This window comes from Aquabacterium sp. (assembly GCF_004297345.1).
Taxonomy (GTDB): Bacteria; Pseudomonadota; Gammaproteobacteria; order Burkholderiales; family Burkholderiaceae_C; genus Aquabacterium.
Window position 1 is genome coordinate 1 of sequence record NZ_SCTN01000502.1, and the last position, 25,764, is coordinate 25,764.

19 protein-coding genes and 1 riboswitch are annotated in these 25,764 nt (G+C 62.5%); of the genes, 14 read left to right on the top strand and 5 right to left on the bottom strand.

Features of this window, described 5'->3' with window-relative positions; genetic code table 11:
- Positions 1–238: 238 nt before the first annotated feature.
- A riboswitch (yybP-ykoY riboswitch) is annotated at positions 239–450 on the top strand.
- A gap of 3 nt (positions 451–453) precedes the next feature.
- Entirely contained in the window at positions 454–1,029 is a 576-nt protein-coding gene (locus tag EPO09_RS19365; RefSeq protein WP_290645721.1) for a TMEM165/GDT1 family protein, read from the top strand.
- Positions 1,030–1,062: 33 nt separating this feature from the next.
- Positions 1,063–2,037: a CDF family Co(II)/Ni(II) efflux transporter DmeF gene (gene dmeF, locus EPO09_RS19370; protein WP_290645723.1), complete on the top strand. Its 975-nt coding sequence runs from the start codon at positions 1,063–1,065 to the stop codon at positions 2,035–2,037.
- Here dmeF and EPO09_RS19375 read toward each other — a convergent pair.
- Positions 2,028–2,939, bottom strand: coding sequence for a LysR family transcriptional regulator (locus EPO09_RS19375; protein ID WP_290645725.1), 912 nt, complete (start codon positions 2,937–2,939; stop codon positions 2,028–2,030). The genes dmeF and EPO09_RS19375 overlap by 10 nt on opposite strands.
- Positions 2,940–3,035: 96 nt before the next feature.
- On the opposite strand from EPO09_RS19375, the gene EPO09_RS19380 reads away from it, so the two are divergent.
- A complete protein-coding gene (locus EPO09_RS19380; RefSeq protein ID WP_290645727.1) occupies positions 3,036–4,043 on the top strand; it encodes a sodium-dependent bicarbonate transport family permease in 1,008 nt (335 codons plus the stop codon).
- Positions 4,044–4,070: 27 nt separating this feature from the next.
- Here the strand turns inward: EPO09_RS19380 and EPO09_RS19385 are convergent, their stop codons facing one another.
- A complete protein-coding gene (locus EPO09_RS19385; protein ID WP_290645729.1) occupies positions 4,071–5,273 on the bottom strand; it encodes a serine hydrolase in 1,203 nt (400 codons plus the stop codon).
- A gap of 99 nt (positions 5,274–5,372) precedes the next feature.
- Here EPO09_RS19385 and EPO09_RS19390 point away from each other — a divergent pair, with 99 nt between their 5' ends.
- Positions 5,373–7,367 (top strand): acetoacetate--CoA ligase, encoded by a 1,995-nt coding sequence (locus EPO09_RS19390; RefSeq protein WP_290645730.1) that lies wholly within the window; start codon positions 5,373–5,375, stop codon positions 7,365–7,367.
- Positions 7,368–7,537: 170 nt separating this feature from the next.
- Here the strand turns inward: EPO09_RS19390 and EPO09_RS19395 are convergent, their stop codons facing one another.
- On the bottom strand, positions 7,538–8,605 hold the full coding sequence (locus EPO09_RS19395; protein ID WP_290645732.1) for an RNA methyltransferase: 1,068 nt from the start codon (positions 8,603–8,605) through the stop codon (positions 7,538–7,540).
- Positions 8,606–8,665: 60 nt separating this feature from the next.
- Positions 8,666–9,697 carry an AraC family transcriptional regulator gene (locus tag EPO09_RS19400; protein WP_290645734.1) on the bottom strand — a complete coding sequence of 344 codons (1,032 nt, stop codon included), beginning with the start codon at positions 9,695–9,697 and terminating at the stop codon, positions 8,666–8,668.
- Positions 9,698–9,944: 247 nt separating this feature from the next.
- Here EPO09_RS19400 and EPO09_RS19405 point away from each other — a divergent pair, with 247 nt between their 5' ends.
- The 3 genes from EPO09_RS19405 (at position 9,945) to EPO09_RS19415 (ending at position 13,504) form a co-directional block, all read left to right on the top strand.
- Positions 9,945–11,213: an acyl-CoA dehydrogenase family protein gene (locus EPO09_RS19405; RefSeq protein WP_290645736.1), complete on the top strand. Its 1,269-nt coding sequence runs from the start codon at positions 9,945–9,947 to the stop codon at positions 11,211–11,213.
- 35 nt (positions 11,214–11,248) lie between these two features.
- Positions 11,249–12,463 carry an acyl-CoA dehydrogenase family protein gene (locus EPO09_RS19410; RefSeq protein ID WP_290645737.1) on the top strand — a complete coding sequence of 405 codons (1,215 nt, stop codon included), beginning with the start codon at positions 11,249–11,251 and terminating at the stop codon, positions 12,461–12,463.
- Between the two features lie 147 nt (positions 12,464–12,610).
- Entirely contained in the window at positions 12,611–13,504 is an 894-nt protein-coding gene (locus EPO09_RS19415; RefSeq protein ID WP_290645739.1) for a plasmid replication/partition related protein, read from the top strand.
- 19 nt (positions 13,505–13,523) lie between these two features.
- Here the strand turns inward: EPO09_RS19415 and EPO09_RS19420 are convergent, their stop codons facing one another.
- Positions 13,524–14,096, bottom strand: a complete 573-nt coding sequence (locus tag EPO09_RS19420; RefSeq protein ID WP_290645741.1) for a YceI family protein — start codon at positions 14,094–14,096, stop codon at positions 13,524–13,526.
- A 196-nt stretch (positions 14,097–14,292) separates the two neighbouring features.
- On the opposite strand from EPO09_RS19420, the gene EPO09_RS19425 reads away from it, so the two are divergent.
- From EPO09_RS19425 to EPO09_RS19455, 7 genes are all read left to right on the top strand, one after another.
- Positions 14,293–15,804 carry a methyl-accepting chemotaxis protein gene (locus EPO09_RS19425; RefSeq protein ID WP_290645743.1) on the top strand — a complete coding sequence of 504 codons (1,512 nt, stop codon included), beginning with the start codon at positions 14,293–14,295 and terminating at the stop codon, positions 15,802–15,804.
- 22 nt (positions 15,805–15,826) lie between these two features.
- The gene (locus EPO09_RS19430) at positions 15,827–16,195 is read left to right on the top strand and encodes a hypothetical protein (RefSeq protein WP_290645745.1); all 369 of its coding nucleotides are present in this window, start codon (positions 15,827–15,829) and stop codon (positions 16,193–16,195) included.
- A 162-nt stretch (positions 16,196–16,357) separates the two neighbouring features.
- On the top strand, positions 16,358–16,603 hold the full coding sequence (locus tag EPO09_RS19435; protein WP_290645747.1) for a hypothetical protein: 246 nt from the start codon (positions 16,358–16,360) through the stop codon (positions 16,601–16,603).
- Between the two features lie 127 nt (positions 16,604–16,730).
- A complete protein-coding gene (metE, locus tag EPO09_RS19440) occupies positions 16,731–19,010 on the top strand; it encodes a 5-methyltetrahydropteroyltriglutamate--homocysteine S-methyltransferase (protein ID WP_290645749.1) in 2,280 nt (759 codons plus the stop codon).
- Positions 19,011–19,221: 211 nt separating this feature from the next.
- Positions 19,222–20,358: a sterol desaturase family protein gene (locus EPO09_RS19445; protein ID WP_290645756.1), complete on the top strand. Its 1,137-nt coding sequence runs from the start codon at positions 19,222–19,224 to the stop codon at positions 20,356–20,358.
- A 103-nt stretch (positions 20,359–20,461) separates the two neighbouring features.
- Positions 20,462–23,797, top strand: coding sequence for a carboxyl transferase domain-containing protein (locus tag EPO09_RS19450; protein ID WP_290645751.1), 3,336 nt, complete (start codon positions 20,462–20,464; stop codon positions 23,795–23,797).
- Between the two features lie 185 nt (positions 23,798–23,982).
- Positions 23,983–25,668 (top strand): DUF1800 domain-containing protein, encoded by a 1,686-nt coding sequence (locus EPO09_RS19455; protein ID WP_290645754.1) that lies wholly within the window; start codon positions 23,983–23,985, stop codon positions 25,666–25,668.
- Positions 25,669–25,764: the final 96 nt, after the last annotated feature.

Genomic DNA, 25,764 nt, shown 5'->3' on the forward strand with positions numbered 1-25,764 from the left:
GCGGGTGGTTCATTTGGCGAGCCTTTCGTGGCGCCGTTGCCGTGCTGACAGGTCGCTATTGAATTCGTCGGGCGGCCTGCTCGCATCCCCCCAAGGTGGGTTTTCACCATCGAGGGGGCCCGTGGCGGAAGTGGCGATGCGATTGCGTGTGATCGCTGTTTTGGCCTGGCCGTGACGTCTTTTTGGGGGGGGGCGACGCGAGGCCGAAAATGACCCTTGTGGCAGCTTTGGTACAATCTCGCCTGTCATTCGGGAGTAGCTTCACCTCGTCGCGAGGTGGCCCGCGTCAACATAATTGGCTCCACAGAGCCATGGCGCTGGCGGTTACGGCCCCGGGCTGATCAGCACTGATCATCGGCCCCGGCCTTTTCTTGGCAAGACGTCTGACCATGTGCTGCTTCACGGCTGGTGGGCGGCTTATGGTCATGCGTACACACCAGCCAAGGACCTGAGATGGAATCCCTCTTCGTATCGACCGGCGTGGTCGCTCTGGCCGAAATCGGCGACAAGACCCAGTTGCTGGCCTTCATCCTGGCTGCGCGTTTCAAGCGCCCTGTGCCCATCATCCTGGGCATTCTGGCCGCTACTTTGGTCAACCATGGGCTGGCCGGTGCTTTGGGCACCTGGATCACGTCAGTCGTGAGCCCCGATGTGATGCGTTGGGTGCTGGGCCTGAGCTTCATTGGCATGGCCATCTGGACGCTGATCCCCGACGAGATCGAAGAGGAAGAGACAAAGGTGGCACACAAGCTGGGCGTGTTTGGCGCCACGCTGGTGACCTTCTTCCTGGCCGAGATGGGCGACAAGACGCAACTGGCCACAGTGGCCTTGGCTGCGCACTATGTCTCGCCATTCATGGTCGTGGCAGGCACGACGCTGGGTATGCTGATCGCTGATGTGCCGGCCGTGTTTGTGGGCAACCGCTTTGCCGAGAAGATCCCCATGAAACTGGTGCACGGCATTGCCGCGGCGATCTTTGCCGTGATGGGCGCCCTGACGCTGCTCAAGATCGACAAGTTGTTCGCCTGATCTGCATGGATCGCTACAAACGAAGGTGCAGTCATGAAAGACACTGAATTGTCCGCATGGATCCACGATCACATCTTTGATGAGGGCAGCCAGCAGGCCGAGACCCGCACGAAGCTGGTGATGTGGATCACCCTGGCCACCATGGTCATCGAGATCAGCGCAGGCTGGTGGTTCAACTCGATGGCGCTGCTGGCCGATGGCTGGCACATGAGTTCACATGCCGTGGCCATCGGCCTGAGCGCGTTTGCCTATGCGTCAGCACGGCGTTATGCCAAGGACCCTCGGTTTGCCTTTGGTACCTGGAAGATCGAGGTGCTGGCGGGCTTTGCCAGTGCGGTGTTCCTGGTGGGTGTGGCGGGTTTGATGATCTTCGGATCAGTGGAGCGCCTGCTGACGCCTGAGCCCATTCATTACCGGGAAGCCTTGATCGTGGCCGGGCTGGGCCTGGTCGTGAACCTGGTCTGTGCGTTCATCCTGGGCGGTGTGCATGACCATGATCATGGCGGGCATGGGCGCCATCATCACGGCCACGATCATGCGCATCACGACCATGGCCATCATGCTCACGGGCATCAGCATGATCTCAATCTGAAGTCTGCCTATGTGCACGTGCTGGCCGATGCGGCCACGTCGGTGTTGGCCATTCTGGCGTTGATCGGCGGCTGGATGTATGGCTGGTCCTGGCTGGATCCGGTGATGGGGCTGGTGGGGGCTGTGCTGGTGGCCGTGTGGGCCAAGGGCCTGGTGATCGAGACCGGCAAGGTGCTGCTGGACCGCGAGATGGATCACCCCGTGGTTGAAGAAATCCGCGAAGTGATTGCCGAACTCGACGCCCATGAGGACAGCCATCTGACCGATCTGCACGTGTGGCGCGTGGGCAAGGCAGTTTATTCATGCGCCCTGACCGTGGTCACACGCGATCAGGCCTTGACGCCTGCCTTGATCCGCGAAGCCTTGAAGGTGCATGAGGAGATCGTGCACGCCACGATCGAGGTGCACTACCTCTGACGTTGGGCGTACCAGTCCCGGGCCGTGCGTTCGATGTGCTCCAGGAAAACGCTGGCCACGGGCGATAACCTTCTGCCCTTGGGGTAGAGCGTCCACCAGCGTGACTGGATGGGGAAGCCAGCCAGGTTCAGGATGGCCACCTGATCCTGTGTCACGTCCGCGGCCAGCGCGTGACGAGACATCACGGCCAGCCCCATGCCGGCGGCCACGGACTGCTTGATGGCCTCGTTGCTACCCAGCTCCAGCCGAACTTTGGGTACAAAGCCTTGCTCGGCAAAGTGGGCGTCACAGGCCATGCGTGTGCCGGAGCCGCGCTCTCTCACAATGAAGCGCTCGTTGGCGAGGTGCTGTAGGGTAAGTCTGCGACGCCCGGTGAGTGGATGCCCCTCCGGGGCGATCACCACGAGCGGGTTGGGCAGGAAGGCGTGCTTTTCCAGTTCGATGTCTTCGGGTGGCATCGACATGATGTAGAGGTCATCGCGGTTGTCTCGCAGCCGGGCGACGATGGCATCCCGATTGAGCAACTCCAGCGCCACGTCGATCTCGGGATGGCTGGCGTAGAAGCTGCCCAGCAAGGTGGGCACGAAGTACTGCGCCGTGTTCACGACCGCAAGCCGCAAGCGGCCTCGCGTCAGGCCCTTCAGCCCATTGATGCGTTGCTCGAAGGCTGACCACTCGTCCACCATGGCGCGCGCCGATTGCGCCAGGGTTTCGCCCGCTTCGGTCAGATACAGCCGTTTGCCGATCTGCTCGTACAGCGGCATGCCCACTGCATCGGCCAACTCCTTGAGTTGCATGGACACTGTCGGTTGCGTGACGTGGCAAGCCCTGGCCGCAGCGGTGATGCTCTGGTGTTCTGACAGCGCCAGAAACAATCGCAATTGCCGGAAAGTTGCATTCATAGATTTAGTTCTATGGAAACAATCAGATAAATTGATTTTTCATTATCAATGACTTTGCCTACCATCGGCAGCGTTGTTCAATGAAGTGCCGTAGGTATGTCCAATCTGCTTGATCCAGCCATCCTGTTTTTTGTATTTGGTGTGTTGGCTGGGGCCGTGAAATCCAATCTGGCCATTCCGCCTCAGATCTCCCGATTTCTGTCGCTCTATCTGTTGATGGCACTGGGGCTCAAAGGCGGCTTTGCCCTGTCCAAATCTGGCTTCACGCCTGAGGTGACGAGCACGCTGGGGCTGGCGGTCAGCCTGGCCGTGATCATTCCGGCGGTGTCTTATCAGATCCTGAAACGGCGCATGAGCGCTTATGACGCGGCAGCCATTTCCGCGACCTATGGTTCGGTCAGCGCTGTCACTTTCATGACCACGATCCAGTTCCTGGAGACGCGCGGCATCAGCTACGGCGGGCACATGGCCGCGGCCATGGCCTTGATGGAGTCGCCCGCGATCATCATGGCGGTGCTGACGGCCAACGCCTTGCGTCAGGCCAACACGGCTGGCTCAACCCAAGTGCTCGGTGGCGGCACGCTGGCCTTGACGGCGCCAGCCTCGGCATCCATCCCTCTGGGCAAGGTGCTGCACGAATCCTTCACGGATGGTGCTCAGTTGCTGCTGCTGGGGGCCATGGCCATTGGCATGCTGACCGGTGAAGCCGGCCAGGCCATGATGGCGCCGTTCTCGATCAGTCTCTTCAAAGGCATGTTGGCCTTCTTCCTGCTCGACATGGGTTTGATGGCCGCCCGCAATGTGGCCGATCTCAAGCACCAATCGCCCTGGCTGCTGGCTTATGCCTTGCTCGCCCCGTTGGTTCATGCCAGCCTGGCTTTGGGTCTGGCTGCCGCATGCGGTGTCAGCATGGGCAACACGGCCTTGCTCATGGTGCTGGCGGCCAGCGCCTCCTACATTGCCGTGCCTGCTGTCTTGCGCTACGCCATCCCGGAGGCCAAGCCGTCGCTGTACTTCGGGATGTCGCTGGGCATCACCTTTCCCTTCAACATCATCTTGGGCATTCCGCTGTATGTGGGCGTGGCCACGCGGGTGATGTCGTGACGAGGTGATGGCAGGTTCAGGCAGGCTTCAACGCCCAAGGACCGCTTGATACACCGCTTGCTTGAACTCGAACGAGAAGGGGTGCCAGAAGGCCATGTGACGCTGGGTCATCAACAAGCCGGCCATATTGTGCCGAGGCGAGATCCACCAGTGGGTGCCGCCCAGGCCTCCCCACTGGAATTCGTCGGTGGATTCGGCCGGGTCGAAGGGCGATGGCATCAAGGTGACGGCGCCCCCCATGCCAAACCCTTTGCCGATCAGCTCGCCGAAACGCGGGAACTTGATCCAGCGTTGATCGGGCAACTGGTTGCGCATCATCATCGCGATCGTGTCGGGCTTGAGCAAGGCAGTGCCGCCAGGCATGAGGCTGCGCAACAGCGCCAGCGTGTCAGGCAAGGTCGAGACCAGGCCTCCGCCGCCAGACAGCCATGCGAAGGGCTTCAGATTGGCCTGCGGATACGGCGCGTTGTCGTTGCGCGTGAGGCCGGGCTTCATGGGGTTGGCCAGATCGGCGCCCATGTAGAACGCGGCCAGCCTGTGCTGTTGCTCCTCGGGTATGACCAGGCCGGTATCGACCATGCCCAATGGCCCCAGGATGCGGGACTGGATGAAGGCATCGTAGGGCTGGCCGCTGATCACCTCGATCAAGTGTGACAGCACATCGATGGCGATCGAATATTCCCAACCCTCGCCGGGATGGAACAGCAGTGGCAGTTCGGCCAGGGCGTCCATCTTCTGGGCCGATGTGGTGTTGGGGCTCAGGATCTTGCGAGCGCTGTAGGCCTTGTAGATCAATGTGCCGGGATCAAGCAGGCCATAGCTCAGACCAGACTGGTGCGTCAGCAGGTGGCGGATGGTGATGGGGGCTTTTGCAGGTTCGACATCGTCGAGTTCGGTGGCGCCGGGCTTGAGCACCTGTCTGTTGGCCAGTTGCGGGATGAAGCGGTCCACGGGCTCGTCCAGATCAAAGCGGCCTTCTTCCCACAACAGCAACACGGCGCAAGTGGTGATGAGCTTGGAGTTGGAGTACACGCGGAAGATGTGATCCGCGCGCATCGGGATCTGGTTTTCCTTGTCGGCCCAACCTGTGCAATGCAGGTCCACCAGATCCTGGCCGATCAGCACGGCCGATGACACACCCGCGAGGATGTCGGCGTCCACATAGCGTTGCAGGGTGGCGTGAACGCGGCTGAAGTCGTCGCCACGGGGTGTCACGGTCAATCCGGTCATGTGCAAGCCTTGCTGTTGTCAGGGTGGGTGAATTGTGGAGGACCTTGCGCCAGGCACGCAGACATAATGCACCGCAACTTGATTTGGCACGGTTTCAGCATGCGTCCTCCCTACATCCCTCAGATCAGATTGTTCCAGGATTGGTTGCAGGCTCAGCACGGCTTGCACTTTGATGACTACGACGCCTTGTGGCAGTGGTCCGTGGGCGACCAGCAGGCCTTCTGGCAAAGCGTCTGGGACTACGAGGGCATGCAGTCGCCCACGCCTTATTCGGCGGTGCTAGCCGATGCGCGCATGCCCGGCGCGAAGTGGTTCCCCGGTGTCAAGGTCAATTACGCGCAGCGCGTCTTGCGTCATGTCGATGCAGCACAGGCGGCGGGTGTGCCCGCCATCATCAGTGACAACGAACTGGGGCAGGTGCGCGAGCTGAGTTGGCCCGAGTTGCGCCGGCAGGTTGCCTCGTTCGCGCTGGCGCTGAAAGACCTGGGCGTGCAAAAGGGCGACCGCGTGGCGGCCTACCTGCCCAATGTGCCGGAAACAGTCGTGGCCTTTCTGGGCTGTGCCAGCGTGGGTACCATCTGGAGTGTGTGCGCGCCCGACATGGGCACGCAGGCCGTGACCGACCGTTTTCAGCAGATCACGCCACGCGTGCTGATCGCGGCCGATGGCGTGCACTACGCTGGCAAGGGCCTGGATCGCAGTGCGGTGGTGGAGGGCTTGCGCGCCAGCTTGCCCTCGGTCGAGAAAGTCATCGTGCTGGAAAGCGCCTTTGCGGCCCAGCCCGTGAAGGCCGATCTGAGCTTTGCGCAAGCCGTGGCCCGTGATGACGAGGCCGTGCGTGCCTTCGAGCCCGAGTGGCTGGACTTTGATCATCCTTTGTGGATCGTGTATTCCAGCGGCACGACGGGTCTGCCCAAGCCTTTGGTGCATGGCCATGGCGGCATCCTGATGGTGAGTGCAGCAGGCAACAAGCACGGCGACGTGGGGTGCAGCTACGCCGCCAACAGCCTGGGTGAGCGCTTCCATTGGTACAGCTCCACTGGCTGGGTGATGTGGAACAGCCAGATCAGCGGCCTGCTCAGTGGTGCCACCATCTGTCTGTTCGATGGCAGCCCGGGCGGCAGCAAGGACGCGCCTGACTGGACGGTGTTGTGGCGCTTTGCCGCGCGGCACAAGGTGACGTACTTTGGCGCGGGCGCGGCTTTTTATGCTGCCTGCATGAAGGCTGGTGTGGATATCGGCCAGTGCGGTGACTTGTCACGCATCCGCGCACTGGGATCCACCGGCTCGCCCTTGTCGGAAGAAACTCAGCGTTGGGGTACCGATCAATTTGCCCGCATCGGCACGCCCGATATCTGGTGGAGCAACATCTCGGGCGGCACGGACTTTTGCGGTGTCTTCATCGGCGGGCATCGCGAGTTGCCGCTGGTGCCGGGGCGTTTGCAGTGCCGCTATCTGGGTGCCGCCGTGGAGGCCTGGAACGAGCAGGGGCAGCCCGTGATGGGTGAGGTGGGCGAGTTGGTGTGCACCAAGCCGATTCCTTCGATGCCTTTGTTCTTCTGGGGGGATGAGGGCAATGCCCGCTACTTGTCGAGCTACTTCGATGTGTACCCCGGCGTCTGGCGCCATGGCGACTGGCTCAAGATCGATGCTGATAGTTCCTGCGTGATCTATGGCCGCAGTGATGCAACGATCAACCGGCATGGCCTGCGCATGGGCACCAGCGAGATCTATGCGGCTGTGGAGGCTTTGCCGGAAGTGCTGGATTCGATGGTGATCGATCTGGAGTACCTGGGGCGTGAGAGCCGCATGATCTTGTTCGTGGTGCTGCGTGCGGGGCTTGTGCTGGATGCGGCGGTGCAGGGGCGGATCAATGAGGCGATCAAGACGGCGGTGTCGCCGCGCTTCCTGCCGGATCTGACGCTGCAGGCGCCGGAGATTCCGCGAACCTTGTCGGGCAAGAAGCAGGAGGTGCCGATCAAGAAGGTGTTCCTGGGGCAGCCGCTGGCCAAGGTGGTCAACAAGGATGCGATGGCCAATCCTGGGTGCCTGGATTGGTATGTGGCGCAGTTCGGGTTGACGCAGGAGGGTTGAGTTGTTGGGGCGAACTGCGAGCGGCTAGAGCGGCGCGAGGTGGACAACTCCGCTCATGTCACCCGGATCGGGCTAGGCCCGATCCTCCTTCTTTACTTCGCTGCGTTGTCCACCTCGCGCCTGTGGGCGCTTCTTGGCGTGGTGGTTCGGGTGTGTGGGGGGGCGCTGGTTTAGTCCGCAGCGTTGGATGCTGCTGACCTGATGACGCGCACGGGGCGGGTTTGGTTGGCGCCACTCATGTCACGGGCTCTCAGCTGCCCACATCCCCCATCCACATCCTGCCCGGCGGATTGCCGCAGTTTGGTCAGGATGCCTCTGCGGTGCAGGGTGCGGGCGATTTCGGCGGCGCGTTCCCATGAGGGGCGCTTGAAGTCGAGTTCGTCCACCGTGTTGTAGGGGATCATGTTCATCAGCGCGTACTTGCCTTTGAGCAGGCGCACGATGCCTTCGATCTCTTCTTCGCTGTCGTTGACGCCTTCGATCAAGGTCCACTGGTACTGGATCGGGTAGTCAGTGGTGCGGGCATACAGCTCGGCGCGTTCCACCAGTTCTTCGGGTGACATGCGGGGGGCGCGGGGCAGCAGCTGGGCGCGCAGGTCGGCTTTGGTCGTGTGCAGTGACAGTGCCAGTGCAGGGCGGACCTGGCCCATCTCCAGGCTTTGCAGGCGGTCGAAGGCGCGTGGGTCGCCCACCGTGGAGAACACGAGGCTCTTGTGGCCGATGTTGCCGATCGTGCCCAGCAGGTCCATGGCTTCGAGCACGTTGTCCAGGTTGTGTGACGGCTCGCCCATGCCCATGAACACGACCTTGCTGACCTTGCGGCGCGTGCGGGCCAGGGCGACTTGCGCCACGATCTCGGCGCTGCCCAACTGGCGCAGCAGGCCTTCCTTGCCGGTCATGCAGAACACGCAGCCCACGGCGCAGCCCACTTGCGACGACACGCAAAGGCCGTTGCGGGGCAGCAGGACACTTTCCACGGTCTGGCCGTCGGCCAGATCAACCAGCAATCGCGCTGAACCGTCCTCGCCAGGGTGTTCCGAGCGGATGCGGGCCAGGCCGTCCATGTCGGCCAGCACAGCGGGCAGGCCTTCGCGCACCTCCAGCGGCAGGAAGTCTTCAGGGCGGCGTTTGCCGCCTTCTTGCGGCAAGGCTTGCGACCACAGGCGCAGCACGCGCTGGATGTGAATGGGTTTGGCGCCCAGGGTGAGCAGGCGCTGGCGGATGTCTTCAATGCGCATGGCGAAATTCAGGGCGCGGCAGCAGGGCGACAGTGTAGGTGGGCGCGTGGCGTTACGCGCTCATTCCGCCTGATTGCGCCATTCACGCGGCGAGGAGCCCGTCCAGCGCTTGAAGGCGCGGGTGAAGGCGCTGACCTCGGAGAAGCCCAGCAGGAAGGCCGCTTCACCGATCGAGTATTGCTCGCCCGCCAGGTAGCTCAAGGCCAGTTGGTGGCGCGTGTCGTTGAGCACGTCGCGGTAGCAGGTGTCTTCGTCGCTCAGCCGGCGTTGCAAGGTGCGCAAGGTGATGGAAAGCCGCTCGGCCACGTCTTCCTGGCGCGGCTCGCCACTGGGCAGCAGCTCTTTGAGCACGGTGGCCAACTGGTCTTTCAGCGGGCGCTCGTTGATGTTCGATTGATAGCGGTCCAGTGTGGTTTCGCTGGCCTTGACCACGTCCAGGTTGGCGAACGACAGTGGCTTGTTCAAGGTGGCCAGGTCCACCACCAGCGTGTTGGTCTCGCAGCCGTAGATCGGCACGCAGCGCAGCACCTTCTCCAGCTTGGCGTGAGCCTTGGGCTGGCGGCGCTGCAGGCGGATCTCCAGGGGCATGAATTCGCGGCCGTAGAGCAGGCGCGATCCACGCACCACGGTCAGCACGGCGTAATCGAAGATGCTCCAGCGCGTGGCTTCGTCCACCGTGCCCAGCAAGGTCGTGTCGCCGCTGATGCTGAGCCGTCCGGCGCCCTCATCGACCTCGAAGCGGATGTCGGCCGCGTCGGTCACGATGTGCGCATAGCGAGACAGGCGCAGGTACATCTGGCCCAGGCTCTCCGAGGCCATCAGGGCATACCCCAGGGCGTTGAAGTTCAGCGGCATGAACTGCTGCAGCGCCACCTCCATGCCGATCAACTCCTCGTCGATTTGCGCCAGAGCCTTTTGCCAGAAGGCCAGGCCCAGGTGAGCGGGGAAGCGCGCCATGGGGTCAGTGGCACTGGACAGGTCCAGGCCCACCTGCTGCAATAAGGCGTTGGCGTCCACACCCCGCTGCTCGACCGCACTTTTGGCGGCCATCAGCCAGCTGCGCAAGGCTGAGGCAGTGGGGTCAGAGGGCATCAGCGGCAAAACGGGGGTACTCCTGTGGCGCGGTAGAGGGCGAGGGGCAAGGCGAGGACGAAGCAAGGAGACAGTTTTCGGGCTTGTTTCGCCCGTCTGGCAAGTCCGGTCAAGTGGACTGGCGCAGAAAGACAAGTCCTGGGGGCGCGCTTTCGGCAAGATGCCCGTCAGATCATCCATTCACATCCGGCATCTTATCCAACCCATGACATCGCTCACACGTCTCGGCCTGCGTTCTTTGAGCCGCATGGCAGCCAATCCCCAACTGGACAAGCTCAACTTGCGCAAACCTACCGAAAAAGTGCTCTATCACGGCACCAAGGCCGGCTTCAAGACGGTCACGGCCGCGAACCGGGCTTTCAAGGCGGTCAAGAACCTGGGGTCGCCGCAGCGTCTGCCCAAGAGCGGTGGCGGTGGCGATTTGTTCGACCTGACGCCGGGCGAAGATCAAAGCGCACTGCAGGATGCCGCACGCACGTTTGCGATGGAGCAACTGCGCCCGGCCGCCGCTGCGGCTGACGCAGCTTACGCAGCGCCAGAGGCCTTGCTGGCTCAGTGCGCCGAACTGGGTTTTACCGCTTTGGGTATCCCCGAATCCCTGGGGGGCATGGGCGCCGAGCGCTCGGCTGTGACCAACGCCCTGATCGCTGAAGCCATGGCCGAAGGCGACATGGGCCTGGCTTTCGCCGCATTGGCACCCTCTGCCGTCAGCACGGCTTTGGTGTTGTGGGGTAACGCGGATCAGCAATCGCGTTATCTGGCTGACTTCGCGGGTGACAAGCCGCCGGCCGCCGCGCTGGCCGTGCAGGAGCCCGTGGCCTTGTTCGATCCCTTTGTCTTGCAGACGCGTGCGGTGCGCTCAGGCAGCGGTTTCGTGCTGTCGGGCCTGAAGGCCATGGTGCCACTGGCCAAGTCGGCCGAGCTGTTCATCGTGGCCGCGCATCTGGAGGGCGCGGGCCCTGCCTTGTTCCTGGTCGAGTCGTCCAGCAAGGGCCTGTCAGTGGAAGAAGACCGCAGCATGGGCCTGCGGGCTGCCGGGTCTGCCCGCTTGCGCCTGGAGTCGGTATCAGTGCCTGCTGGCAATCTGCTGGGCGAAGGCAGTGCGGCCGTGTATGAGGAATGCATCCAGTTGAGCCGACTGGCCTGGTGCGCCCTGGCCACCGGTTGCGCCAAATCCGTGCTGGATTACATCGTGCCCTACGTGAACGAGCGTGAAGCGTTTGGCGAGCCCATCAGCCATCGCCAGTCCGTGGCCTTTGCCGTGTCGAACATGGCCATCGAACTGGGCGGCATGCGCCTGCTGACCTGGCGCGCTGCCAGCCTGATCGATGCCGATGAAGAGTTCGGCCAGGCCGTGGCACTGGCCCGCCGCCTGTGTGCCGACAAGGGCATGCAGATTGGCAATGACGGCGTGCAACTGCTGGGTGGCCACGGTTTCGTGAAGGAGCATCCGGTGGAGCGTTGGTACCGCGATCTGCGGTCGGTGGCTTTGATGGAGGGTGGGCTTTTGCTCTAAGCCTTCGCTGTTGCCAACCATCACGAGACACACCCATGATCAATCTTGACGTTCCCCGCAAATTCAAGCCCCTGGTGCGCCAGGCCCACGAAACCGCTGCCGAGGTGCTGCGCCCGATCTCCCGCAAATACGACCTGGGCGAGCATGATCGCCCGGTCGAGCTGGACATGCTGGCCGCCGTGATCGACGGCATGAACGAAGGCAACAGCGAAGTCGGTGGCACCGGTGCCACGGGCGTGCGCCGCGATGCCAATGACAAGTCGCAAGGCAACCGCAACGGCACCAACCTGTCCACAGCCTTGTCCATCATGGAACTGTGCTGGGGTGATGTGGGCATGCTCTTGTCCATGCCACGCCAGGGCCTGGGCAACTCGGCGATTGCCTCCGTGGCCAATGACGAGCAGCTCAAGCGCTTCAAAGGCCGCTGGGCCGCCATGGCCATCACCGAGCCCGGTTGCGGTTCTGACTCGGCGGCCATCCGCACCACGGCCAAGCTCGATGGCGATCACTACGTGCTCAATGGCGAAAAGATCTTCGTGACATCGGGTGAGCGCGCCGATCTGGTCGTCGTGTGGGCCACGCTGGACAAGAGCCTGGGCCGCTCGGCGATCAAATCTTTCGTGGTCGAAAAAGGCACGCCTGGTTTCGATCTGGTGCGCCTGGAACACAAGCTGGGCATCCGGGCCTCCGATACGGCTCATTTCATCCTGTCGAACTGCCGTGTGCCCAAGGAAAACCTGCTGGGCGATCCGTCCATCAATCCGGAGAAGTCCTTCGCCGGCGTGATGCAAACCTTCGACAACACACGCCCGCTGGTGGCCGCGATGGCCGTGGGTCTGACCCGCGCCTGCATCGAAGAGATGGGCAAGATCCTCAAGGATTGCGGCATGGCGGTGGACTATGCCAAGCCGGCTGCTCGCCAGTCTGCGGCTGCAGCCGAATTCATCCGCATGCAGGCTGACTACGAAGCCGCGCGCCTGCTGACGATGCAGGCTGCCTGGATGGCCGACAACGCCCGCCCGAACTCGTTGGAGGCCTCGCTGGCCAAGGCCAAGGCAGGCCGCACCTGCGTGGACGTGGCGCTCAAGTGTGTGGAGCTGGCTGGCAGCATCGGCTATACCGAAACCGCCTTGCTGGAGAAGTGGTCGCGTGATGCCAAGATCCTCGACATCTTCGAAGGCACGCAGCAGATCCAGTTGCTGATCATTGCGCGGCGTTTGCTGGGCAAATCGTCGGCCGAACTGAAGTAAGCCAGATCCTGATCAGTTTTCACGTCGGTCGGTGAGCGAGGTGCCAGCAGGGCGCCTGACCCGGCCACTTAGAATGGCGCCCCTCGTGGCGCCATCTTTTTTTGCCGAGCGCCGTTCTGACCCTTTGCAGTACCCCGCCCTCTCGCCATGAATATCTCGGTCCTCGACGAACTGCGTGCCTATATCGATCCCCTGACGCCTGAGGAGCACGAAGCGCTGGAGCGCAGCATCCTGGCCGAAGGCTGCCGCGACGCCCTCGTGCTGTGGGGCGAAATTTTGGTGGATGGCCACAACCGTTATGGCATCTGCCAGAAGCATGGCATCCCGTTTCAAACCATCCAGCATCCCGCCTTCAAATCCATGGAGGATGTGCACCTGTGGATGATCGACCAGCATCTGGGCCGCCGCAGCGTGTCGGATTTTCAGCGAGGCGTGCTGGCCTTGCGCAAGAAGGACATTCTCAGTGCACGGGGGCAGCAAGTCGGTGCGCGCAAGGCCCCGGCTGAGGGCGATGCCGCGCAAGCTGAAGCACCTGCCGCCGACGCGGCTACCGCGCAAGCCGATCAAGCTGCGGCCACGAAATCCACTGAGCCCATGACCAGCCGCGAGGCGCTGGCCAAGGCGGCGCGCATCAGCGCCACAACGATCAGCCAGATCGAGAAGATCCAGAAGACGGCCGCGCCCGAGCTCGTGGCGGCCGTCAAGGCTGGCGACATTTCGATCAACGCCGCCGCCATCGTGGCCTCGCTGCCAGTGGAAGAGCAGGTTGCTGCCGCCGCCGGCGGCAAGAAGGAGTTGCGCCAGGCCGCCAAGCAGATCCGCGAGGCCAAGGCCCAGGCGCGTGCAGCGGCCGTGGGCGCCATGCTGGATGACGGCGAGGCCACAGACGATGCCGTGCCATCCAAACCATTCCTGGCCAACCAGCAGCCCGATGAGACTGACGAGCAGTTCATCGGGCGCTTGCAACGCATCCTGCAGGATCTGCAGGCTGAGAACGTCAGGCTCAAGGCCCGCGTGGCCGAGTTGACCGCCGCGGCCTGAGCCGTCTCGGCCGGCGTGCTCACTCCGCCGCGACCGCTTCCACCTGGATGCGCAAGGTCACGTCCATGCTGAAGCCCCAGGGCTTGCCTGCGTCAATGCCATAGTCGGCGCGGTTCAGCGTGGCCAGGGCATCGGCGCCACACAGCTCGCGCTTGAGCATGGGGTGGGGGATGCACTTGAACGAGTTGATTTGCAGCGTCAGAGGCTTGGTCACACCGTGCATGGTCAAGACGCCCGATACCTTGGTGGGCGAGCCGTTCACGAAGCCATCCAGGCGGCCCTTGTAGACCGATTTGGGAAAGCGTGCGGTATCGAACAGCTCGGCGCTTTTCGCCTTCTCGTTCATCAGGTCGAAGCCGTAATCGATGCTGTCCATGTCGATCACGATCTCGACTTCACCCGTCGATGCGGCGCGGTCCATCGTGACCTTGCCGGAGGACTTGTTGAACTTGCCTCGCCACACCGAGACGCCACCCATGTGGTCTGCCTCAAAGCTGGGGAAGGTGTGACTGGGGTCGATCACATATGAGGTGGGTGCAGCGTGCGCGGCGCCCGCGGTCAGGGCCAGGCAGGCCAGTAGCAAACGGTTCATCGTAGGGGCTCCTGTGTGAATGCCGGGGCATTGTCGCTCGCATACCCTGAGGTCGTCTTTGTGGCATTGTTGCGCCACGTGAACGGCATGGGTTCACGAGGGCGGCACGCTTGCGTTAAATCACGCTTGCGCACTGGATTAGTGGCTGGGCTTTCTATATCTTGGACGCTGTCACATTGATGGGGAGTGCCCGGTCATGTCTCAGGGATCCTGGTTGAGTCGTCTTGTCAGATCCGGTTCCATGACGGCGGTGCTGGCGGCTTTGAACAAAGGTGCGGCGTCGCTGGATTCGCCTGTGCCGTCCATCACGCCTGCGGGCCTGCAATTCGGGCGTTTTCTCAAACGCATCCGGGCGCTGGTGCTGACCGCTCGCGGCGGCAGCATCGAAACGGCGATCAATGTGGCGCACCTCAAGAAGGAGGTGGACTCCAGCTCGCTGAAGGTCGAGCGGCAACGTCAGGACGCGGGCGCGCTTGCCGCATCTGCAGCCAGGGTCACGGCCTTGTCTGGCGAGGTGGAGAGTGGTGCGTTGGGTGTGGCCGATACGGCCTCGCGCAATCTCTCCTCGGCCGTGGCATCGATGGATGAGCTGGCACGTGTCAAGGACCGGATGCTGAGCATCGAGCAATCGGTCGACGAATTTTCCCAGACGGTCAGGCAACTGGCGGACCGCGCCAAGGCCATTGGCGAGATCGGCGGGATCATCCAGAAGATCGCCATGCAAACCAATCTGCTGGCACTCAACGCGGCCATCGAAGCGGCGCGGGCCGGTGAGGCGGGCAAGGGCTTTTCCGTTGTCGCCAAGGAGGTGCGCAGCCTGGCCGAGCAGGTCAACGCCGAAACCAAGGAGATCAGCAACCGCAGCGACGAAATGATCAAGCTGGTCGATTCCACGGCCCAGGGGACCGAGCTCATTCAGCGTGGCGTGATCGACTCGGTCAACGAGATCGGCGCCACGGTGCAGCGTTTTGAGGCCTTTGTGGCGGACTTCCGTCAGCTCACGGGCACGGTCGAATCCATCGGCTCTTCTGCGCAGGAACTCGCTGGCGTGAACCGCGATATGAATGAGCGCATTGGCGGCGTGGCCCGCGTGGCCAACGAGGTGCACGAGGCCATGAGCAGCTCGGCCCGGAGGGTGGATCAACTGCGCTTGCACACCGAAGACATCCAGACCTCACTGGCCGAGTTCAGAACGGGCGGCACGGTGTTTGACTCCCTGGTGCTGGCCACGGAAGGCTTGCGCGATGAGGTTGGGCGATACCTTCTCGGCATGGCTTCTCGTGGCGCCAAGGTCTTTGATCAGCAATACCAGCAGATCGAGGGCTCCAACCCGCCGCGCTACACAACGAGCTATGACGCAGCTGTGGAATCCTACCTGCAAGGCCTGTTCGACAAGGTGATGGGCAGCCTGCCTGGATGCGTTTATGCCCTGGCCGTTGACAACAAGGGCTATGCGCCGGCGCACAATGCCAAGTTCTCGCAAGCCCCGACGGGTGTGTACGAGACGGATCTGCTTCAATGCCGATCCAAACGCATCTTTGATGACCCGGTGGGACAGAAGCTGGCGAAAAACACGAAGCCCTTCCTGTTTCAGAGCTATCTGCGCGATACCGGCGAGGTCATCAACGATCTGTCCATGCCGATCTACATCAATGGCCAGCACTGGGGTGCCGTGCGGGTCGGATTCGATTCAGGGCGGCTCATCTGAGCACCTGTTGTATGGTTCGTTCATGAACCTGAACTACCTCGATTTTGATTACAGCGAGAACACGGACGGCACGGGCACTTTCGATGCCATGGCTTCGGTGAGCCCCTCCCAGCTTGCGAACGTGTATGCCGAGGTCGAGCAGGTTCTGCGTTGGGCCGTGCAGGCTTTTGGCGCGGACTGCGGGGCGGTGGAGGATGGCTTCGCGTGGAACCATGATCTGCAGGCGCAGCAGGAGTACACCGTCAACGAGCATCCGGTTTTTGATCCAGCATCGGGCCGGGTGCGGACACAGCAGGGCAAGGCGGGTGTGCCTCGCCATACGGTGACCTTGTCGATCAGCGGATCAGCCGAATTTTGCGAGGCGCTGCGTACACAGCTTGAATCCGCTTGAGTTGCGAGGCTGTGCTCGCTGTGCCGCTCAAGCTGGGCGTGAAACATGCCGATAAGCCGGAAGGTGCTTATCCATGCTGACCATGTCTTCCCTCCTGATACTTGATGTGCAGATCGCTCGCCTGGTGGCGTGCTGGTCCTGCCTGCTTGCCGGGAGCGCAGCATGCTGACCATGCCCTGGACCGACTGGCTGCAACGCAAGGTGCAGCAATGGCGCCAGCCGCATGCCGACGCGCCGCCCGAAGTGCAACGCGCCCGGCAGTTGATTGCTGCTGTGGACAAGGGCGGCTTGCCGCTCAACCCGGCCATCGTCAACCAGATTGCGCGCGCCTTGGGGCTGGATGTCTCCAGCCGCGCGCCCATCGATCAGACCGTCGAGCGGATCCGGCAGGCTTTGGGCCGACTGTAGACAGCGCGCGGCCCTGCTGCATCTGACATGAAATTCATTCAAGTCAGGATGAAAACATGTCGCTTGATTCAATTCAATGGCGTGACCACACTGCCGCTCTTTCAGATCACGATCAAGAGAGCGCCACATGGCACGCACACACATTCTGGGATTTCCGCGCATCGGTGCGCAACGTGAACTCAAGTTCGCCCAAGAGGCCTTCTGGCGGGGCGAGATCGACGAAGCCGCTTTGCGCGAGGTTGGCGCAAACCTGAGGCGGCGTCACTGGCAGGCGCAGCAGGCGGCGGGATTGGACTACGTCACCGTGGGCGACTTCGCCTGGTACGACCAGACGCTGACCCTGTCGGCCACCTTGGGGGCTCTGCCCGCCCGCTTTGGCTTTGACGCACGAGCCCTTCAACTGCAGCAGTATTTCGAACTGGCCCGTGGCAATGCCGCACAGCCGGCCATGGAAATGACCAAGTGGTTCGATACCAATTACCACTACCTGGTGCCTGAACTGGGCCCGCAGACGCAGTTTGATGGCGGCGTGAACTGGATCCTCGATGAAGTGGACGAGGCGCGCGCACTGGGCTATCGGCCCAAGCCCGTGATCCTGGGGCCGTTGAGCTATTTGTGGCTGTCCAAATGCCCGGGGGCGCCTGCGGCGTTTGATCGACTCAGTCTGTTGCCGCGCCTGGTCGCGGCTTACCGCAGCTTGCTGGCCGCCTTGCGGCAGCGCGGGGTGGAGTGGGTGCAGATCGACGAACCAGCCTTGTGCCTTGATCTGCCTGCCAACTGGTTGGCGGCTTATCAGCCTGCCTACGAGGAGCTGGCCGATGCGGGCGTGAAGTTGTTGCTGGCCACGTATTTCGATACCGCGGCCAATCACGCTTTGCTGGCCTGCCAGTTGCCAGTCCAGGGCTTTCACATCGACCTGGTGCGGACGCCGCAGCAGCTCGATGCCTGGCTGGCCGCCCTGCCTGGCGATGCCGTGCTGTCTGCCGGGGCGATCGATGGGCGCAACATCTGGCGCAATGATTTGCGCGTGACGCTGGCCACGCTGCAGCCTTTGCATGCGCGTTTGGGAGATCGTTTGTGGATCGCGCCATCGTGCTCGCTGCAGCACGTCCCGGTGTCGCTGGAAGGCGAGGGCAAGCTGGACCCTGAGATCCGATCCTGGCTGGCCTTTGCTACGGAGAAGCTCTGCGAAGTTTCAACCTTGGCGCAGGGCCTCAACGAAGGCGAAGCGGCCATCACCGCGTCACTGCAAGCCAGCGATGCAGCGCAATCCTCACGCAGGCAATCGGGCCGGGTCACACACGAGTTGGTGCAAAGGCGCCTGCGCCAGGTGACGCCCGAGATGGCACAAAGGCACAGCCCCTTCGTGCACCGCATCGCTGTACAGCGCGAGGCCTTGCAGTTGCCGCCACTGCCCACCACCACGATCGGCTCATTCCCGCAAACCGCCGGCATTCGCCAACTGCGCGCACGCCACAAGCGCGGCGAACTCAGCGCGCTGGATTACCTCACCGCCATTCGCAGCGAGATCGAACTGGCCGTGCGCAAGCAAGAGGCGCTGGACATCGATGTGCTGGTGCATGGCGAGGCCGAGCGCAATGACATGGTCGAGTACTTTGGTGAACAGCTGTGGGGCTATGCTTTCACGGAAAACGGCTGGGTGCAAAGCTATGGCTCGCGCTGCGTCAAGCCGCCCATCATCTATGGTGATGTGTTTCGCCCCGAAGCCATGACCGTGGAGACGACACGCTATGCGCAATCGCTGACCAGCAAGCTGATGAAGGGCATGCTGACAGGGCCGGTCACCATGCTGCAGTGGTCCTTCGTGCGAGACGATCAACCAAGGGAGACGACGGCCTTGCAACTGGCCTTGGCCATTCGCGACGAGGTGGCCGATCTGGAAAAGGCCGGCATCCGCATCATCCAGATCGACGAGCCTGCGTTCCGCGAAGGGCTGCCTTTGCGCCAGGCCGATTGGCCGCGCTACCTCGATTGGGCCGTGCGTGCTTTCCAGATCTCGGCCGCCTGTGTGCGTGACGACACCCAGATCCACACCCACATGTGCTACTCGGAGTTCAACGACATCTTGCCGTCCATTGCCGCCATGGATGCCGATGTGATCACCATCGAGACCTCGCGTTCGGCCATGGAGCTGCTCGATGGCTTTGGCGAGTTCAGGTATCCCAACGAGATCGGGCCGGGTGTGTATGACATCCACTCGCCACGCGTGCCGGGCGTGGACGCCATGCTCAAGCTGCTGGAGCGTGCATGCGACGTGATCCCGCCTGAGCGCTTGTGGGTCAACCCGGACTGCGGCCTCAAGACCCGAGGCTGGCCTGAGACCGAAGCGGCGCTGGGCAATATGGTGCAGGCGGCCCAGCGCATGCGGGAGCGGTTGGCGCGTTGAGTGCGGGCCTCTGTCACCCCCTCCTTTAGTGGGATCGCTGCCCGCTTGAATCCGCTTATTCTTCGCGGCACGCGGGTGTGCCCGCGATGCCAAGCGAACGAATAGCCATAGGGGGTGCCACTTGGACAAACGCGACGTGAACCAGTTGTCAGATGAAAAGAGCTCGCTGGTAGAGCAGTTGGTCGATCAAACCGTTGTCAAGCCTGTCAAGGTGCTTGGTGAGGCAGTTGAAGAGACCGCCGAGTTATTGAAGGGCAGTGGTGAACTTCAGCCTGGCGTGGGTTTGGCCAGTGGCGCATTGGCGCTCACGCTGGGTTTTCTGGGTTTGATGGGTGTGCTCGCGTTCTGGTTCCCTCAGTACCTGACCACGCCTGAGTTGCGGCACAAGTACTCTGTGCCCGTGTTGCGTCAGATCCTGTTCTGGGGCCTCTTGCTTGCGGGCGCCATCTCCTTGGCCAATGTGACGCTCAACAAGCAGAGAAGGCTCAATCTGTGCGCGCTGGCATTGGTGGGGTTGGCTGTGATGATGGGCGGCTCCAAGGTCCCTGTTGGCGATTTTCCAGATCACACGCCCTATATCGGCCTGGACTGGTTCATTCTGGATCTACTGGGCTCTACCTTGATCTTCGTGGTCATCGAGAAGTTGTTCCCTTTGTACAAAGGGCAGGCCGTCTTCCGTTCCGGCTGGCAAACAGATTTGACCCATTTCGTGGTCAATCACTTCATTGTGGGCCTGGTGCTCCTGACCGTGAATTTCATGATTCATCGTGTGTTCGGCTGGATGGTGCGAGACAGCTTCCAGGACATGGTCCAGAACCTGCCGTTTCTACCCCAGTTGTTGCTGTGCCTTCTGGTGGCCGATCTGATGCAGTACTGGACGCACCGGGCTTATCACGAAGTACCTTTCCTGTGGCGATTCCATGCCGTTCATCACAGTGCCAAGACGATGGACTGGATTGCCGGCTCTCGCATGCACATGTTGGAGTTGGTCGTCACGCGCGTTTGCGTGCTGGGGCCTTTGTATGTTTTCGGATTCGAGAAGTCGGTGATGGACGCCTACATCATCGTGGTGGGTTTCCAGGCCGTCTTCAATCATGCCAATGTGCACTTGCCCTGGGGGCCGCTCAAGTACGTGTTGGTCACGCCTGATTTCCATCACTGGCATCACTCGTCAGATGAGGTCGCGCTGGACACCAACTACGCGGCGCACTTCGCCTTCCTGGATCATATTTTCGGCACCGTGGTGAAGGCCAAGGAGGCCTTTCCTGAGCGGTACGGTGTGCTCGGGGATTACATGCCGGAAGGCTTCGTCAAGCAGCAAATGTTCCCGTTCAAGAAACAGCCTTGAGAGCCCTGCGCTCAGTGCGCTGATCTCTGGTGGCGAGCCTGGAGGACTCGGCTAGGATGCGATCTGTCCGCTAACTTGTTAGCTTCATGCATTTCGCTGCGCCATGTCCTCAGACTCTCAAGCTGTCCTGCTGATCGCCAACCGTGGCGAGATCGCCATCCGCATTGCCCGTGCTGCGTTCGAACTCGGCTGGCGCACCGTCGGCTTGATGGCGCAAGACGAGCATGACGCGCTGCATGCCAGCCACATGGATGCCGTGCAGGTGCTGCCCGGCAAAGGCGTGCCGGCCTATCTGCACATCGAGCAGGTTGTGGCGGCCGCACTGGCCCAGGGGTGCACCCACGTGCACCCCGGTTATGGCTTGTTGAGCGAGAACGCTGATTTCGCCAGAGCTTGCGCAGCAGCTGGTCTGACCTTCGTGGGGCCCGCGCCAGAGGTGCTCGATGAGCTGGGTGACAAGGCCCAGGCCAGGGCCTTGGCGCGGCGCTGCAAGGTGCCGGTCACCACAGGCATCGACAGCGCCATCACCTTGGATCAGGCGCAGACCTTCTTCCAGCAACTGGCATCAGCAGGGCAAGGGCGCGCGGCCGTGATGATCAAGGCCTTGGCCGGCGGTGGCGGCCGCGGCATGCGCATCGTCGATCAGTTCGAGGGCATCGCCCCGGCCTTCGAGCGTTGCCAGGCTGAAGCCTTGGCCGCTTTCGGTCGCGGTGATCTGTACATCGAGCAACTGGTGCTGCGGGCGCGGCACATCGAGGTGCAGGTGCTGGGCGATGGCACGGGCGCCGTGAGTCATGCCTGGGAGCGCGATTGCACCGTGCAACGCAACCATCAGAAGCTGATCGAGATCGCTCCAGCGCCTGATCTGGATCCCGCATTGCGCCAGCATCTGCTGGATGCGGCTGTGACCATGGCGCAGGCCGTGACGCTGCGCGGCCTGTGCACCTTCGAGTTCCTGCTGGATCTGGATCAACCTGGTTCCAGCACCTTCTATTTCATGGAAGCCAACCCGCGTCTGCAGGTCGAGCACACGGTGACCGAGGCCATCACGGGCCTGGATCTGGTGCAGACGCAGTTGCGCTTGTCGCAAGGGGCCACGCTGGCCGAATTGCAGGTACATCAATCAGACATCGCGCGCCCCAGAGGCTCGGCCATTCAGGTGCGCGTCAATGTGGAGCGCATGGGGCCCGATGGCCGCGCCTTGCCGGCAGGCGGCACCATTCGCGCGTATGAACCGCCTGCAGGCCCCGGCATCCGCGTAGACGGCTGCGGCCATGCGGGCATGCAGCCGCATCCTGGCTTTGATACCTTGCTGGCCAAGGTCATCGTGCATCACCCATCTGGTTTTGATGCCGCCTTGCAGCGCACGCGCAGGGCCCTGGCCGAGTTCCGCCTGGATGGTGTGGACAGCAACATCGCGTTCGCGCAGGCCTTGCTGGCGCATGACGATCTACCTCGCTACAAGGTCAGCACACGTTGGTTGTCGCTGCACGTGGCGGCATTGCTGGAATCAGCCACCAGACAGCCTCGCCCCCGTGAACTGCAACATGCCTGGCATGCTGATCAGGCGGGCCAGGGTGCAACTGCCCAAGGTGGCGCCAGCTTGCCTGAAGGGTGCGTGGCTTTGAGGGCCCATGTGCCGGGCTCACTGGTGAGCCTGCTGGTGCAACCGGGCGATGTGGTCCGCACGGGGCAACGCGTGGCCGTCATCGAAGCCATGAAGATGGAGTTCGAGATCCTCGCGTCGCAAGGCGGCCGAATCGAAGCCGTGCTGACCGAGCCAGGCACGGTCGTCAACGAAGGGCAGGCCTTGTTGGCCATTGACCCTTCTGCCGATGACGGGCAAGCCCATGCTTCGGGTGAGCAGGCGCTGGATCCCGATCACATCCGGCCTGATCTGGCCGAGGTGATCGAACGCCATGCGGTGACGCTGGACGCACGTCGCCCCGATGCTGTGGCCAAACGCCATGCCAAGGGTCACCGCACGGCGCGCGAGAACGTGGCGGACTTCCTGGATGAGGGCAGCTTCATCGAATACGGTGCACTGGCCCTGGCTTCACAGCGCATCCGCCACAAGGAAGCCGAGCTGATTCAGCGCAGCCCGGCCGATGGCCTGATCGCCGGCCTGGGTACGGTCAATGCCGATCAGTTCGGCGAGCAGGTAGGCCGTTGCATGGTGCTGGCCTATGACTACACCGTGTTCGCGGGCACGCAAGGCATCATCAACCACAAGAAGACCGACCGCATGCTGCACCTGGCCTTGCAGCGGCAGTTGCCTTTGATCCTGTGGGCCGAAGGGGGTGGAGGGCGCCCCAACGATGAATACCCCGGCGTCTCCTTGCTGGACAACATGACCTTCCTGGGCCTGGCTCGTCTGAGTGGGCAAGCGCCCACGATTGCCATCGTCAATGGCCGCTGCTTTGCGGGCAATGCTTCATTGGCTGGTTGTTGCGACGTCATCATCGCCACACGAGACACAACCATCGGCATGGCCGGACCCGCCATGATCGAAGGTGGCGGCCTGGGCAAGTTCGCGCCCGAAGAGGTCGGCCCGGTCAGCATGCAAGCGCCCAACGGCGTCATCGACATCGTGGTCGACAACGAGCTCGATGCGATCAAGGTAGCGCAGCAGTACATCGGCTACTTCCAGGGGCGCACGCCCGATTGGCAATGCGCCGATCAACGCACGCTGCGCCATGTGGTGCCCGAAAAGCGCACCCGTGTCTACGATGTGCGCGAGGTCATCCACACCGTATGCGACACCGGCTCCGTGCTGGAACTACGCCGCGACTTTGCGCCCGGCATGATCACGGCATTGGCGCGCATCGAAGGCAAGCCTGTGGGCCTGATCGCCAATGACCCGCGCCACCTGGGTGGTGCCATCGACGCGCCTGGCGCAGACAAAGCCGCGCGCTTCATGCAACTGTGCGATGCCTATGACATCCCGCTGATTGCCCTGTGCGACACGCCCGGCTTCATGGTCGGGCCGGATGCCGAGAAGACGGCCACCGTGCGGCACTTCTCGCGCATGTTCCTGGCGGCGGCCAGCATCACCGTGCCTTACTTCACCGTGGTGCTGCGCAAGGGCTATGGCCTGGGCGCGCAGGCCATGACGGCAGGCAGCTTGCTGGCCCCCGACTTCACGGTGGCCTGGCCTACGGGCGAATTCGGTCCCATGGGTTTCGAAGGGGCCGTGCGCCTGGGCTTCAGCAAGCAGCTCGATGCCATAGAAGATCCGGTGCAGCGTCAACAACTGTTTGACGGCTTGGTGGCGGCGGCCTATCAAAAGGGCAAGGCGCTGAACATGGCCGCTCACCTGGAGTTGGATGATGTGATCGATCCCGCCGATACGCGCCGCTGGCTGGTGCGGGGGATGGCGGCTATGCCTCCGGTCGTGCCGCGCGATGGCCGCAAGCGGCCTTTTGTGGATGCCTGGTAAGACCGCAAACCGGAGGGCAATGCGGCTCCGTATTTTCACAGCACGGCATGCCCGGAGCCCCTGTTCGCAGGGGGCTCACAGGGAAAGCATTGAGCCAGTCTGGGGCATGAGTTAGAGTCAGCCCCGCTAACGGACTGCGTATCAATATGACAAAACACAGGGATGAGTCTGAGCAAGGCCTTGCCTTGCCTTTGCCGAATGTCGCGCTGGGCACCTTGAGTGCGCTGGCGCTTGCGGCCTGTGGCGCAGGCGAGGGCGGCACGCCAAACAGCGAAGCGCAAGCGCAAGCCTCGGGCGGCAAAGTGGCCACTTCAGAAGACGAGCAGGCCGCCGTGCGCTTCCTCGATCAGGCCGGTCTGGGTGCCACGACGGCCGAGGTCAAGGCCCTGACAGACAGCGGATTGAATTTCAACGCCTGGCTGGATGCGCAGTTCGCCATGGTGCCTGTTACCTCGGCATGGCAAATCGCAAGTGATCTGGGTATTGGCAAGCTCGATCAGAACAAGGACGGCATACCTGACCTGATCGGCAGTGATTTCGGCTTGGACAACGCGCTCTGGTATCGCCTGTTCAAGAGCCCGGACGTGCTGCGCCAGCGCATCGTGCTGGCCTTGTCCGAGATCTTCGTTGTCTCCATTCGCAACATGCCGATCCCTTGGGGGCAGTTCGCCTGCCTGGCCTACTGGGACATCCTGGAGTCAGGGTGTTTTGGCACCTTCCGCGAGTTGATCGAGCGCATCACCCTGTCGCCCGCGATGGGCGTGTACCTGAGCATGCGTGGCAGCCAGAAGGCAGATCCCGTCAGCGGGCGGCGCCCCGACGAGAATTACGCGCGCGAGTTGCTGCAGCTCTTCACGATCGGGCTCAAGGAGCTGGATGACAACGGCATGCCCACGGCCAACGATACCTACACCAATGAGGACGTCATGGCCCTGTCACGGGTGTTGACCGGGTGGGATTTCGATGTGGCCACGCCGCCCGCCTATGTCAAGGATCAGACCCCCGATTTCACCCGCTTGCCCATGAAGCCTCACTCGGAGCTTCACGATGAGGACGACAAGACCTTCCTGGGGCTCACGATCAAGGGCAAGGCCAATGACGCTGTTGGTGATCTGGAGCAGGCACTCGATCACATCTGTGACCACCATAACGTGCCGTTCTTCTTCTCTCGCCAGCTGATTCAGCGCCTGGTCATGAGCAACCCCACGCCGGATTACGTCATGCGCGTGGCGGCCAAGTTCAAGGACAACGGGCAAGGCGTGCGAGGTGATCTCAAAGCGGTCATCCGGGCCGTCCTGACAGACCCCACGGCGCGGGATGTGCTGACCGGGCTGGCTGCCGTGCAACGCAGCAAGCTGCGCGAGCCCATGCTGCGCTTTGTGCAATGGGGGCGGCTGGCTCGCTTGCAATCGACTGACAATCTGTGGAGCATCGGCGATCTGTCGGCTGCGAGTCGCCTGGCGCAAAGCCCGATGCGTTCGCCCTCCGTCTTCAACTTCTTCAGGCCGGGCTATGTGCCCCTGAACTCCGGCGTGAGCGCCGATGGCTTCGTGGCGCCCGAGTTCCAGATCACGGACGAATCCTCTGTGGTGGGTTATGCCAACTTCATGTGGAATCACATGGATGGGGCGCCCGCCCAGGCCATGAGCGTGGACTACAGCGAGTGGACGGCCATCGCCACCGACGCGACCAAACTGGTCGACCGGCTCAACCTCATGCTGTCGGCCAGGGCCATGTCCAGCGTGACCGTGGAGCGCATCACCAAGGCGATCGATGCCATGAAGAAGGATACGAGCGCCCGGCTGGCGAACCGTGTCAAGGCCGCGTTCTACCTGATCCTGGTGTCCCCCGATTACATGGTTCAGCGTTGAGGAGATCACGATCATGACCATCCAAGATCCGAATCGCCGTGGCTTCCTGCGCCGCAGTGGTGCGTTGTCCCTCGGGGCCTTGTCGGCCCCCTGGGT